This window comes from Pauljensenia hongkongensis, assembly GCF_001746855.1.
In the GTDB taxonomy this organism is placed as follows: domain Bacteria; phylum Actinomycetota; class Actinomycetes; order Actinomycetales; family Actinomycetaceae; genus Pauljensenia; species Pauljensenia hongkongensis.
In genome coordinates this window covers 831,206-843,912 of sequence record NZ_CP017298.1, presented here as the reverse complement: position 1 = coordinate 843,912, position 12,707 = coordinate 831,206, and the positions used below count along the sequence as shown (strand labels likewise).

At 72.5% G+C, this 12,707-nt stretch carries 7 protein-coding genes; 5 read left to right on the top strand and 2 right to left on the bottom strand.

What is annotated here, in order from left to right; all coding sequences use genetic code 11:
• Nucleotides 1–179: 179 nt before the first annotated feature.
• Both BH719_RS03490 and BH719_RS03485 read left to right on the top strand, forming a co-directional pair.
• Nucleotides 180–2,840, top strand: coding sequence for an MMPL family transporter (locus BH719_RS03490; protein WP_157098170.1), 2,661 nt, complete (start codon nt 180–182; stop codon nt 2,838–2,840).
• Nucleotides 2,841–2,848: 8 nt separating this feature from the next.
• The gene (locus BH719_RS03485; protein ID WP_009743366.1) at nt 2,849–5,221 is read left to right on the top strand and encodes a YhgE/Pip domain-containing protein; all 2,373 of its coding nucleotides are present in this window, start codon (nt 2,849–2,851) and stop codon (nt 5,219–5,221) included.
• 170 nt (nt 5,222–5,391) lie between these two features.
• On the opposite strand, the gene BH719_RS03480 is transcribed toward BH719_RS03485, so the two are convergent.
• Entirely contained in the window at nt 5,392–6,246 is an 855-nt protein-coding gene (locus BH719_RS03480; protein ID WP_034255200.1) for a TetR/AcrR family transcriptional regulator, read from the bottom strand.
• Nucleotides 6,247–6,422: 176 nt separating this feature from the next.
• On the opposite strand from BH719_RS03480, the gene BH719_RS03475 reads away from it, so the two are divergent.
• Complete coding sequence (locus tag BH719_RS03475) at nt 6,423–7,061, top strand: response regulator transcription factor (protein WP_009743364.1); 639 nt, start codon at nt 6,423–6,425, stop codon at nt 7,059–7,061.
• Nucleotides 7,061–9,427: a sensor histidine kinase gene (locus BH719_RS03470; protein ID WP_009743363.1), complete on the top strand. Its 2,367-nt coding sequence runs from the start codon at nt 7,061–7,063 to the stop codon at nt 9,425–9,427. The genes BH719_RS03475 and BH719_RS03470 overlap by 1 nt, the downstream gene beginning before the upstream one ends.
• A 221-nt stretch (nt 9,428–9,648) precedes the next feature.
• On the opposite strand, the gene BH719_RS03465 is transcribed toward BH719_RS03470, so the two are convergent.
• Nucleotides 9,649–10,944 (bottom strand): nitrilase-related carbon-nitrogen hydrolase, encoded by a 1,296-nt coding sequence (locus BH719_RS03465; RefSeq protein ID WP_069774626.1) that lies wholly within the window; start codon nt 10,942–10,944, stop codon nt 9,649–9,651.
• A gap of 202 nt (nt 10,945–11,146) precedes the next feature.
• Here BH719_RS03465 and BH719_RS03460 point away from each other — a divergent pair.
• Nucleotides 11,147–12,707 (top strand): alpha-amylase (locus BH719_RS03460; RefSeq protein ID WP_009743361.1); only part of this gene is annotated, 1,561 nt, incomplete at its 3' end.

The following is a 12,707-nucleotide window of genomic DNA, read 5'->3' as shown; positions in this document are numbered from 1 at the left end:
CTGGTCGGATCGGGTTCCGACCGGGCCGGTGCCGGGGTTGGACGGGTGCGGGCGCCGCGGGGTATGGAGGCGGGGCCGCCCCGTTGGTGGCCGTCGGCCCAGTGCGTTCATCATACCCGAGCAAATCTGATATATTTATGAATCAAGTTCAAGAATGTATCGAATGTGAAGGGGTGTTGATGTCCTCCCTGCTCTACAGACTCGGCCGCTGGTGCGCCACGCGGGCTGGGCGCACCCTCCTCGCGTGGACCGCGATCCTAGTGGTCCTCGGGGCCTGCGTCGGCGCGTTGGGCGTCAACCTCACGGCGAGTTTCGCCATCAACGACGTGGAATCCATGAGGGGGCTCGCCGTCCTCGCCGAACGCGTTCCCCAAGCCGCCGGCGTCTCCGAGCGCGTTCTCTTCACCTCCGCCGACGCCCCCATCGAGCAGCACAGGGTCGCGATCGACGCGTTCGTGCAGGGAGTCCGCCAGATCGACGGCGTCGCACTGGTGGGCGACCCGTTCGCCGAGGGGGCCACTGCCGTCTCCCCCGACTCCCGCCACGCGCTTGTGGAGATCCAGACCGATACGAGCGTCGGAACAGTGGTCTCGGGTCCCACGGGCAGGGCCGAGGAAGTCGCCGGACAGATCGCCTCACTGCGCGAACGCGCTGCCGCTCAGGACCCGGGACTGATCTCGATGACCAGTGACAGCCTCGAGCTGGAAACCGGCATCGCCCTGTCGGCGACGGAACTGTTCGGCGTCCTCATCGCCGCCATCGTGCTGCTGGGGACCTTCAAATCGCTCACCACCGCGGGAGCGCCCATCGTCAGCGCCCTCATCGGCGTGGGCACGGGGATGCTCGCGATCCTCGTGGCGGCCGCCCTCGTCGACGTGAACTCTGTCACCCCGGTGCTCGCCGTGATGATCGGCCTGGCCGTCGGCATCGACTACGCCCTTTTCATCATCGCGCGCTCCCGGGAGTACCTGGCCCGGGGCATCGCGCCCGCCGAGGCGGCCGCCCGCGCGAACGCGACGGCGGGCTCCGCTGTTGTCTTCGCCGGCGCCACCGTGGTCGTGGCGCTGTGCGGCCTCGCCGTCGCCCGCATCCCCTTCCTGGCTGTCATGGGATTCTCCTCCGCGGGCGTCGTCGTCATCGCGGTCCTCGTCGCCATCACCGCCACCCCTGCGCTGCTCGGCTTGCTCGGCGAACGCGCCAGGCCTCGCCGCCGACGCGCCGCGCGGGACGACCACCCCGTCGCGAGCCGCTGGATCGCGGCCACCACGCGAGTGCCCGCACTCACCGTCCTCGCGGTCATCGCGGTTCTGGGCGCCGCCGCCGTCCCCGTCACCGGCCTGCGCCTCGGGCTGCCCGACAACGGCTACCACGCCGTCGGCTCGGAGGCCCGCACCACCTACGACGCCATCGCCGACGCCTACGGCGAGGGCTACAACGCGCCCATCATCGTCATGGGGGACATTTCCCAGTCGAGGGATCCTGTCGGCGCCGTGGATTCCCTGGCGGAGCGCCTGCGGGCCATGCGGGGCGTCGCCGACATCCCCCTGGCGACCCCCAACCAGGACGGAACGCTGGCACTCGTGAGAATCCGACCGGAGAAGGGGCAGACCGACGCGTCGACAACCGCGCTCGTGAGCGCCATCCGCTCCGACGCCGCCTCCATCGAGGACGGGCTCGGCGTCCGCGCCCTCATGGTCACCGGCTCCACCGCCGTCGCCATCGACATCGCCGCCCAGCTGGGCGACGCGATGCTCCCGTTCGGAACGGTGGTCGTCGGACTGTCGATGCTGCTACTCATGATCGTCTTCCGCTCCATCGCTGTGCCCGTCACCGCGACCCTCGGATACCTGCTGTCCCTGGGAGCCGGGCTCGGCGCCGTCGGCCTCGTCTTCGGATGGGGGTGGATGGCGGGGCCCCTGGGGGTCTCGCGCGTCGGGATCGTCATCTCCTTCCTGCCCGTCATCGCTATGGGCGTCCTCTTCGGGCTCGCCATGGACTACCAGGTGTTCCTGGTCTCGCGGATGCGCGAGGAGTGGATCCGCACCGGCGACGCCAGGGAATCCGTGCGCAAAGGGTTCATCGGCTCCTCCCAGGTCATCACCGCCGCCGCGGCGATCATGATCGGTGTGTTCGCGGCCTTCATCGGCTCGGAGAGCATCCAGATCAAACCCATCGCCGTCGCCCTCACGGTCGGGGTGCTGGCCGACGCCCTCCTGGTGCGCATGACCCTGATCCCCGCGCTCATGGCTCTGCTCGGCAGAGCGGCGTGGTGGTTGCCGCGTTGGCTCGACGCACTGCTGCCAATCGTCGACGTCGAGGGTGAGGGGCTCGACCGCTCCCTCGAGCACGCCGCCTGGGTGGAGGCCCACGGCGCGGCGGCCCTGCGCCTTGAGGGTGTCACCGTCTCCGAGGGGCGCGACACCGCCTTCCGGGACCTGTCCGTGGTCGTGCGCCCCGGGGCCCTGGCCGTCGTGCGCTCCGACGACGCTGTGGCGCGCCGCGCCTTCGCCGCATTGGTCGGCGCGCGCCTGCGCCCCACCCGTGGGCGCGTCGTCGTCGTCGGGCACGTCCTGCCCGATGGGACATCCTCCGTCCAGCGCCAGACCGCCGCCCTCAAAGCCCACGACGAGGCACTGCCCGACCACGCGCGCATCATCGTCGTCGACGACCCGGGCACGCGGCGGTGGGGGCGTGTCGCCCGCCTGCTCGACGAGGGCCGCACCGTCGTCGTCACCGGACCCACCGGCCTCGTCGTCCCCGTTCCCCTGAGGGCCGCCACCGACACCCCACTGACCACCAGCGCCCCCGCCGTCGGCGCGGGCCCCGCTCCGAACGCATAGGAACACCCATGAGAAAACACAGAATCCTCTACGCATTCCTGCTGCTCCTGCCCGCCGTGCTTTCGCTGGCGGCCCTGGCGGGCGCCGACAACGCCGATGGGGGGGCCTCGCGCGTGCGCGCCGCCATCGTCAACGACGACCAGATCGCCACCACCGCGGATGGCACCCAGATCCCCGGCGGGCGCCAGATCATCGCCGAGCTCACCAAGGATCCCGCTCCCGCAGGAGCTTCCCTCACCTGGGAGGTCGTATCGGCCCAAAGCGCCCAAAGCGGCCTCGACGACGGCGCCTACCAGGCGGTCGTCACCATACCCGCTGACTTCTCCCAGGGTCTCGCCTCCGTGATCGAGGGCGAGTCCACCGCCGCTCCCGTCGTCACAGTGAGAACAGGGAACGGGGCGGATGCGAGGGCCGGCGCGATCAACGAGGCCCTCGTCCGCGCAGCGGGCACCCAATTCGGCGGCACCCTCACCATCGCCTATATCAGCCGCGCCATGACTGGGCTGAGTCAGGTCTCCGACTCGCTGAGCGCAGCCGCTGACGGTGCTCGCAAGGTCGCCGACGGCCAGGGCGAAGCGATGAGCGGCGCCGCTCAGCTGGCGTCAGCGGCCGGCCAACTCGACTCCGGTCTCGGCCAACTGGCCTCCGGGGCCGGCCAACTTGACTCCGGTGCCCACCAGCTGTCGGCGAACACGGCCGCTGCGAGCGCCGGTGCCGGTCAACTCGCCTCGGGAACCGCGCAACTGGAAGGAGGCCTGGGCGCCCTCGACTCCGGCGCCAACGACCTTTCCGGCGGTGCGGCCCGCCTCGACGCGGGGATCACCGCCTACGTCCAGGGCGCTGGCGCGCTGGACGCGAACGGACAAACTCTGGCCAGCGGGGCCCAGTCCCTGGCGGGCTCCATCGACTCCTACATCGCGGGCGTCGCCGGCGTCCACGCGGGCATTGGGCAGATCCGCGGCCAGCTCGGCCAATTCGACACCAGCGGGCTCGCCGGGATGCAGACCCAGCTGCAGGGCGCTGCCGCCGGAGCCGGAACCCTGGCGGAGGGCGCGTCCCAGATCGAGGGGCTCGTCGGCGCGTGCCAGGCGGGCAGCGCCGAGGCGTGCGCCGGGATCACCGCGGCAGCGCAGCAGCTCAACCAGGGCGCTGCGGGGCTGCGAAGCCAACTGGAGTCAGGAGCGAGTCAGGTGGGCGGCGCCGCCGCGCAACTCGGTGGTGGACTGGCGCAACTCGACGGCGGACTCGAACAACTGTCATCAGGAATGGACGCCGGTCTGGTCGGCTCCTCCGCCGACCAGCTCTCCGCGGGCGCCCACGCTCTCGCTGAGGGCGTGGGCCAGATGGCGAGCGGCCTGTCCGCGCTCAACTCCGCCTCACCCGCGCTGTCGGACGCCTCCGCGCGAGTCGCCCAGGGTTCGACCGCCCTCAGCGGGGCCGCGGCGAGCGCCTCCTCGGCCTCGACGAGCCTGAGCGCGGGTGCAGCCGAACTCGCCTCCGGGACCGGCCAGCTGGCGGCAGGGGCGGAGGATCTGTCCGGGGCCACGGGGGTACTGGCCGCGGGCAGTTCCGAATTGGCGCAGGGCGGCGGGCGGATGAGCGGTGCTGCCGCGCAGTTGGGCCAGGGATTGGGCCAACTGCAGTCTGGGGCCGACTCCCTGGCCGACCAGCTCGGTGCCGCTGCGCAGCAGGTGCCCTCCTACACCCAGGACCAGGCTGATGAGAGCGCCCGGGCCATAGGCGCCCCCGTCGGAGTGGACGCCTCCGGGCAGGCGGCCGACGCGCAGGCGCTGTGGGCTCCCACGGTGGTCGCGCTCGTAGCATGGGTGGGAGCCCTGGTGGGGGTCGTCGGAGCCGGTGCCCTCAGCTCGCGGAGCATCGACTCCCCGTCCTCCCCGGCCCAACTGGCATGGGCGAGCCTGTCCAAGCCCCTGGTCGTGTCCGTCCTGGCAGGCGGTGCGGTGGCCGGAGTCCTGGCTCTCGCCGGGGTCGTCCCCACCCACCCCCTCGGCGCCGTCGTAGTCGCGACAGGCGTCTTCGCGGCCTTCACAGTCGTCAACCAGGCGCTGATCGGGGTGTTCGGGCGCAACGGCGGTCTGATCGCCTCCGGCGCCGGTGCCCTGGCCCAGATCACGACGCTCAGTGCCGTAGCCCCGCCCGACTCGCTGGGCGGCGCTTTCGGCGCGTTGCGTCCCATCATGCCCCTGTCCGCCGCGGATACGGTGATGCGGTGGGCCGTGCTCGGAGTGGGTTCTCCCACTCGGGCGTCGTGGGCACTGGCACTGTGGACGGGCGCGTCCCTGCTCGTGGTGGTGGCGGCCATCGCGAAGCGCCGTCGCACGTCCTTGGCCGAACTGAGGGTAGAGGCGGCAGTCGCCTGAGTGGGAGCGCTAGCGGGGGGCCGGAACCGTCCGTCCCCCCGCTCCAGTCCATCGCGCGGGCGGCCGCGTCCGGCTGGTGCCCCGTTCCCAGGGGAGGCGTGCGGCGGCCGGGCGGGCGGAGGAAACCCCGTCGAGTAGAGGGCGCGGCTCCCAGGGGAGGCGGGGCGGGCTCAGTCGTCGGCGCTGTCCCGCTGCTCCCCGGGCGTGGAGATGAGCCGCTGGGAGACGCGCTCCACCATGGGGCCCGCCTCGTTGGAGGCGCTGGCTGACACGCGTCCGAAAATCCCGACCGCGATCACGCCGAAGGCGGTGTCGAAGTCCTCCTGAGTGGGCTCGGCACGGCCGTAGAAGCGGGCGGTCTCCAGGGCGATCCCCGCCACCCAGCGGTGCCACGACTCGGAGAGCTTCTCGCGGGTGTCCTCGTGGCGCATCGCGTAGAGCCACGACTCCAAGTGCAGCAGCACGTCGTCCGCGGGGAGCGCCTGGATGCCCGTCACCCATTCGTGCGGATCGGTGCCCGCCAAGGCGAAAAGCGAGCCGGCCCCGGGGACGGAGCGCATGCCGGTGTCGAGGCGGTCGACGATCTCGAGGAACAGGGCCTCTTTCGACGGGAACGACGAGTAGAACGCGCCCTTCGTGTACCCGGCCTTCTGAGCGATGTCGCTGACGGAGGCGCCGTCGTAGCCCTGGGCGGCGAAGATCGAGCGCCCGGCCTCGAGCAGGCGCGCCCGGGTCTCCTCGCTCCTGCGGCGGCGCCCGTCCTGCTTCCCGGACACGCCGCTGACGGCGCGCGAGGCCGAGGCCAGGTCGCGGGCCGCCTGGTCGAGCGACGCCGCCACCGCGCTCTTGCTGGTGCCGAAGGCATCGCCGCTGGCCGAGCCCACGGCGCGCGAGAAACGGGTGACCGCCTCGTTGAGGGCGCGGACCGCATCCCTGATGTCGTCGTTAGCGGTGGGGGCGGCCTCCGGGGCGCTGCCCGCGCCACCGTGGTCCTCGAGCGTGGGGGCGGTACGGCGGTTGGTCATACCGTCCATTGTAAAGGAGGTTCCCGTGAACCATGTGCGCGGTCCCTCAGCGCGCCCCCGGGGGACTGCGCTGCGACGGCGCGGGGAGGCGGCCGCAATTAGACTGGCGAACACGGTGCCGTTCCGGCCCCTCCCGTCCGCGCACAGGAGGCCCCCATCCGAACACAGGAGGCACGATGAAGGACACCCGCGCCCAGATCGTCGTCATCGACGACCACCGCGTCGTCGGACTCGGCGTCAAGGCCGCCTTCGAGGCGCAGTGCGCCGACGCCTCCATCAGCTGGTACCCGACCGTTCCCGACGCCCCGTGGGAGCATGGGCAGGTCGCGGTCCTCGACCTCCGCCTCGCCGACGGATCCGCCCCCGATGAGAACATCGCGGACATCAACGGGCGCGGTGTCCCAGTGGTCGTCTACACCTCCGGCGACGACCCCTACCTGGTGCGCCGCGCGATCGCCGGAGGGGCGCTGTCCATCGTCCGCAAGTCCGCGCCCCCCGAGGATCTCGTCGAGGCGGTGCTCGCAGCCTCCGACGGCGCCACCTGCCCGACCCCCGACTGGGCGGCCGCCTTGGACGCCGACGAGGACTTCGTCGCCTCGCGCCTGTCGGACCTGGAGGCGCGGATCCTCGCCCACTACGCCTCGGGGGAGCGCTCGGGCTCCGTCGCCCGCGCACTGAATGTGTCGAAGAACACTGTCAACACGTACATCGCCCGCATCCGCGAGAAATACAGGGAATCGGGCCGCCCCGCGGAGTCCCGCGTCGACCTGTTCCGGCGGGCCGCGGAAGACGGACTCCTCAGCTACTTCGACTGATGAGCCCGCGGCACCTCGGCCCCTACGCGCTGCAGTTGAGGCGCGTCCTCGTCCTCACGGCCGCCTTCGTCGCCGTCTTCATCACCATCATCAGCGGGCCGCAACTGATCCCCCCGTGCGACTCGCCCCCCGAGATGGCGCAATGGGCCGTCTACTCGCCGAACCTCGGCCTCCCCCTGGCCGCCGGGCTGTTCGCTCTCGTCGCCGCGGCGACTGCGGTGGCCACGCGCGCCCGCGCGCGCACGTGGGCGGACACCGGGTGGTTCGCGCTGGTGCGCCTCTACCTGGTGTGCTACCTGCTGCTGGTCGTCGCCTGCGCGGCCCTGCCCTCGGCCTCCCTCTCGTCCCCGATCCCCTCGGAGTACCTCCGCGCGCTCGTCTCCGCCACGAACCCCGTCCTGGCGCTGTACCCCCTCGCCGCGCTGTGCTGCGCCGCTGTCCTGGAGGAGCGCCACACTGTGGCGTACCTCTGCGCGATCGCACCCCTGCAGATCCTCGCCCTCATGGAGGCCGACCCCGGCAACGGCCTGCCGCAAAACGCGATCGGCCCCCTCTACTTCCTCCTCTTCTCCATGCTCAACGCCGGAACCCTGCATTGGGCGATGAGGATCGCGCACGACCTCGACCGGACGCGCCTGAACACCAGGGAGGCGCAGAGGGCCCTCGCGAACGAGCGGGCGCGGGGGCGCGCCAGGGCGCGCAGCAACGGCCTCATCCACGACTACGTCCTCTCAGCACTGGTCCTCGCGTTCAACCGCAGCGTCGAGGAGGGCGAGGTGCGCGCCGCAGCGGACAGCGCCCTGAGCGCCCTCACCCCCGGCCCCTCCTCCAGCGGGACCGTGGAGGCCGAGCAGCTGCTGGGCGCGCTCGCCGCGCAGGTGCGACCCAGGGAACCGGACTGGACGATCACGTGCCGCTGGCCGCAGGAGGCCCCTGCGCTCCCCGCCGAGGCGGGCGCCGCGCTCATCGACGCGGGCCACGAGGCGCTCAACAACGTCCGCCTCCACGCGGGCTCCGACGCCTCGGACCCTGGCAGGCCCGCCCAGTGCCGCGTCGCACTGGTCTTCGAAGGCGGCGCGGTGCGCGTGACGATCACCGACACGGGGCGCGGCTTCGACCCGGACCGGCCAACCGGGCTGCGCCACGGGATCCGCGACTCCATCGTGGCCAGGATGGAGGCGGTCGGGGGCAGGGCGTCCCTGGCCTCGTGCCCCGGCGGGGGGACGCGGGTCGTCCTGGAGTGGAGCGATCCCCGGGACAAGCAGGCCAAGCGCGGACCCGTCCTGGCCGCGCTCGCGAGGCGTGCGGGCCGCGGGCGCAACCGCAAAGAGCCGTCGCGCACGGCTTGGGACTCCCAGGTCCGCGCGGCCGCGGAGTCCAGGGGCGCTCGGATGCTCGCGGTGGCCTCAGTCGCCGTCCACGCCTACATCACTGCCGTCGAGATCCGCCGAGGAGCCTACTACCACCCGGCACCGGTCGTCCTCTCGCTGGCGCTGCTGGCGGCCGCGGGAGCCGCGCTGGTGGCGCAGTGGCCCGACCGCAGGCCGCCGGAGTGGGTGGGGTGGGGGAGCACGGCGGTGGTCGGGCTGTCGAACCTCCTGGCGCTCACCCAGATCCGAGTCGGACCGCACTGGCCGGGGTGGTCCGCGTGGTCCGCGGGCGCCTCGATGTTCCTGGTGCTGCTCCTCCTGCTGCGCCAGCGCACTGCGGAGGCGGTCGCGGGGTGCGCGGCCCTCATCGCGGCCACCGCGATATGGGTCGCCGTCCAGGGCAGGGAGCCCGCGCTCGTGTTCACCTTCTCCTTGGGGCACGTCGTCGCCTTCGTCTTCTGGCTGCTCCTCACATCCCAGTCGGGCGCTGCGACGACTGCGATCGAGGAGGCCCTCGAGGCCGAGGGCGAGGCGCGCCTGGCGCGCGAGGAGCAGCTGACGCTCAACGCCGTCATGGCCGCCGGACTCGCCGACGTCTCAGAGCGGGCGCGGGGCACCCTGGAGGCGATCAGGGACCGGGAGATGACGCCCGGGCTCGCCATGGAGGCGCGGCTGCTGGAAGCGGAGCTGCGCGACGAGATCCGCGCCCCCTTCTTCACGGGGACCGCGGTCGTCGAAGCGGCGAGGCGGTCGCGGGCCAGGGGCGTCGAGGTGCTGCTGCTCGACGACCGCGGAGGCGAAGGGCCCCTCGGCACCGGGGAAGGGGCCGACGACCGCCTCCGGGCGCTCATCGTCGAGCGGGCCGCCTGCGCACTCGATGAGGCGCGGGCCGGCCGTGTCGTCGTGCGCGTCGGCCCCACGGGCAGGCGGTGGGCGGCGACGATCCTCTCAGACGAGCGGCTGTGCGTCGTGAAGGCGGACGGCAGCGTCGAATAACGCCCGTCGCGGGGGGCGGTCGTCCAGCACGGGCGCTGCTCCCGTGGTCGCGGCGGGATCCTGATCACGACGGGGTCGGCGACGCTCTTCTGCGCGACGGCGGTCTCCGATAGCTCGAAGATCCGCGAGATCAACGGCCAGCCGGTGACTGCGCCGGGATCGGAACCGCGGTCCCGGCCCCCTCTACGGCCAGGGCGCGTCCTTGCGCGCTCCGCGCGCCCTCAGGGGACGGCGACGTGGCCGGGCGCGGTTCCCACCAGCTCCTCGACGACGACGCCGTTCGAGTTCACGACCATCGTGGGGCCGTCGGTCGCGGCGACGACGACGGTGGTGCCCGCCTGAGCGGCGTGCAGCGCGATGTCAGCGGCGTGGAACTGCTTCTGCAGGTAGCCGTAGGTGGCGTCGTTGAGGGGCACGTAGGCGGCCTGCGCTCCCCGCAGGCGCTCCACGACGTCCGGGTAGTGCAGGTCGTAGCAGATGTAGGATGTGGCCCGGTGGCCGGACAGGTCCGCGGTGTTCGCGGTATCGCGGGGCTCGCCGACCTCCTCGTCCGGCGCGAGGTGCTTCTTGTAGTTCGACAGCGCCTCGCGCCCGGTGGAGGCGTCGATAACGACCGTTTTCTTGTAGACCGCGCCCCCGTCCGCCTCGGCGGTGTGGTACACGATGTTCACCCCGTTGTCCGAGGCGAAGGCCGCGATGCGCGCATGGGCGGAGGCGGGGACCGAGTTCTCCGGCCACACGACCGTGGTGCCCTGCGCGGGGGCGGCGCCCGCTGCGGCGAGCGTCGCGGCCATGAGGGAGTCGACGTCCTCCTCGGTGGCTGGGGCGTCCACGCCTCCCCGCGTCATCTGCTGGAGGGCGAGAGCGGGCGGGATGGGGCGCGCGGGCAGGTTCCAGGCCACCGCGTCCAGGCAGACGACGGCGAGCGCCACGCCGCCGAAGGCCAGGGCGGCCGCGCGCGCCGAGGAGCGCAGCAGCGCCCACGCGACGACCGCGCCGCCGAGCAGCACCGCGCCCTCCAGCGCGGCCTCGCCGCCGAATCCCCCCAGCCACACGAGGCCGGGGTTGCGCCACACGCCGTAACCCAGGTGGGGGATCCACCAGTCCTCGGTGACGGGCAGGCGCATTCGCGCCCACGTGAGGACCACCCACGCGGCCGAGAACGCCAGCCACACCCCTGGCACGCCGATTCGGTCGCGCAGTGCCGCCAGGTGGAAGAGGTTCGCCTGCAGCAGCGCCCACCCGATGCTCGCGCCGACGGCGACGCCCACGGACATGAAGGAGTAGTACCAGTAGGTCGTGGGGACCAGCCACGCCAGGGCGAAGCACGCGCCCACCGCGTAGGCGTGGCGGGCACGGACGCGGGCGAGCAGCCAGAACACGGGCGCCAGCGCCAGCGGGGCCAGCAACTGGCCGGACCAATGGGGGCAGAACGTGGCCGCCGCCAGCACCAGGCCGCTGGCGGCCCCGATCAGCGCACCGCGGCGCAACGGGGGCGCGGTCGTCTCGTACTCCATGTCGCAACTGTACATGACCGGTGCCCCGGGGCCTGTGACAGCGGTTGTCCGGCGAGGGGCCGTCGCCCGCCCGCCGCGGGGACGGCGCGGTCCTCGGGCGCGGCGGCGCCCACCGGGAGGAGCCCCGTTGCCGCCGGCCCGCCCCGACACGCCCGGCTCCGCCCGGCTTTCGCCCCGGCCGCCGACCTGGCACCATCGGAGGGTGAGCGAGAACGACAGCGAATCAGCGCCCGCCGCCCCTGCCTCGTCGGCGGGCCGGCCGCAAGAGCACAACCCCCTGCTGCTGCAGGCCTTCGCGTGGGACCTGCCAGCCGATTCCTCGCACTGGCGGCTGCTGGAGGCGAACGCTCCCCTGGCCGCCGAGTACGGGGTGACCTCCGTGTGGCTGCCGCCCGCCTACAAGGGCAAGTACGGTGCCGAGGACGTCGGATACGGCGTCTACGACCTCTACGACCTGGGCGAGTTCGACCAGAAGGGCTCCGTCGCCACCAAGTACGGCACCAAGGACGAGTACCTGCGGGCTGTGGACGCCCTGCACCGCGCAGGCATCGGGGTCATCGCCGACATCGTCCTCAACCACAGGATGGGCGGCGACGCCACGGAGGACGTGCGCGCCACGCCCATGGACCCGGCGGACCGCTGCAGGGCGCTCGGGGAGGCGGAGTGGATCACGGCGTGGACGCGCTACACCTTCCCCGGGCGCGGCTCCGCCTACTCGGACTTCGTGTGGGACTGGACGCGCTTCCACGGCTGCGACTGGGACGAGCGGCGGCGCCAGCGCGGCGTGTGGCTCTTCGAGGGCAAGCACTGGAACGACAACGTCAACGCCGAGCTCGGCAACTACGACTACCTGATGGGGTGCGACGTCCACGTCACCGATCCCGAGGTGAGCGCCGAGCTCGACCGGTGGGGGCGCTGGTACGTGCGGACCACGGGCGTGGACGGCTTCCGCCTGGACGCCGTCAAGCACGTGGGCTCCGACTTCTTCTCCCGCTGGCTGGCCGAATTGCGCCGCTCCACGGGGCGGGAGCTGCCCGCAGTGGGGGAGTACTGGTCGGGCGATGTCGCCGAACTGGAGCGCTACCTCGAGCAGGTCCCGCACATGAGCCTCTTCGACGTGCCCCTGCACTTCCGCCTGCACGACGCCTCGGTGTCGGACGGGAACATGGACCTGTCGCGGATCTTCGAGCGCACACTGGTCGGATCCGACCCCGCGCGGGCCGTGACCTTCGTGGAGAACCACGACACGCAGCCCGGGCAGTCGCTGGCGTCGACTGTGGCGCCTTGGTTCAAACCGTCCGCCTACGCGCTCATCCTGCTGCACGAGGCGGGACTGCCCTGCGTGTTCTGGGGGGATGTTTTCGGGACGCCCGAATCCGGGGGGCTCCCCGCAGTCTCCGAGCTGCCCGCCCTGGTGCTCGCGCGCCGCTTCCTGGCCTACGGGCCCCAGCACAACGCCTTCGACGACCCCGACGTCGTGGGCTTCGCGCGCGAGGGGGACAGTGCGCACCCGTCGTCGGGATGCGCCGTGGTGTTCTCCGACCGCCTCGCGGGCGTGAAGCGCCTTGTCGTGGGCGAGCGCCACGCCGGGTCCACGTGGGAGTGCGTGATCGGCGGGCACCCGCCGGTCGTGGTCGGCCAGGACGGCGCGGTCGAGATCCCCGTCAACGACGGCGGCTCAGCGTGTACGCCCCCGCCGGCGCAGTGCCGTTGCTGCGGCCCCGAGGGCGGCTCGTCCGGGCCGGGGGCGGGGCGGACTGAGG

Excerpts from the sequence above, each read along its gene's own strand:
- BH719_RS03490 (WP_157098170.1), top strand. The coding sequence starts at position 180 with ATGTCCTCCCTGCTCTACAGACTCGGCCGCTGGTGCGCCACGCGGGCT.
- BH719_RS03485 (WP_009743366.1), top strand. The coding sequence starts at position 2,849 with ATGAGAAAACACAGAATCCTCTACGCATTCCTGCTGCTCCTGCCCGCC.
- BH719_RS03480 (WP_034255200.1), bottom strand. The coding sequence starts at position 6,246 with ATGACCAACCGCCGTACCGCCCCCACGCTCGAGGACCACGGTGGCGCG.
- BH719_RS03475 (WP_009743364.1), top strand. The coding sequence starts at position 6,423 with ATGAAGGACACCCGCGCCCAGATCGTCGTCATCGACGACCACCGCGTC.
- BH719_RS03470 (WP_009743363.1), top strand. The coding sequence starts at position 7,061 with ATGAGCCCGCGGCACCTCGGCCCCTACGCGCTGCAGTTGAGGCGCGTC.
- BH719_RS03465 (WP_069774626.1), bottom strand. The coding sequence starts at position 10,944 with ATGGAGTACGAGACGACCGCGCCCCCGTTGCGCCGCGGTGCGCTGATC.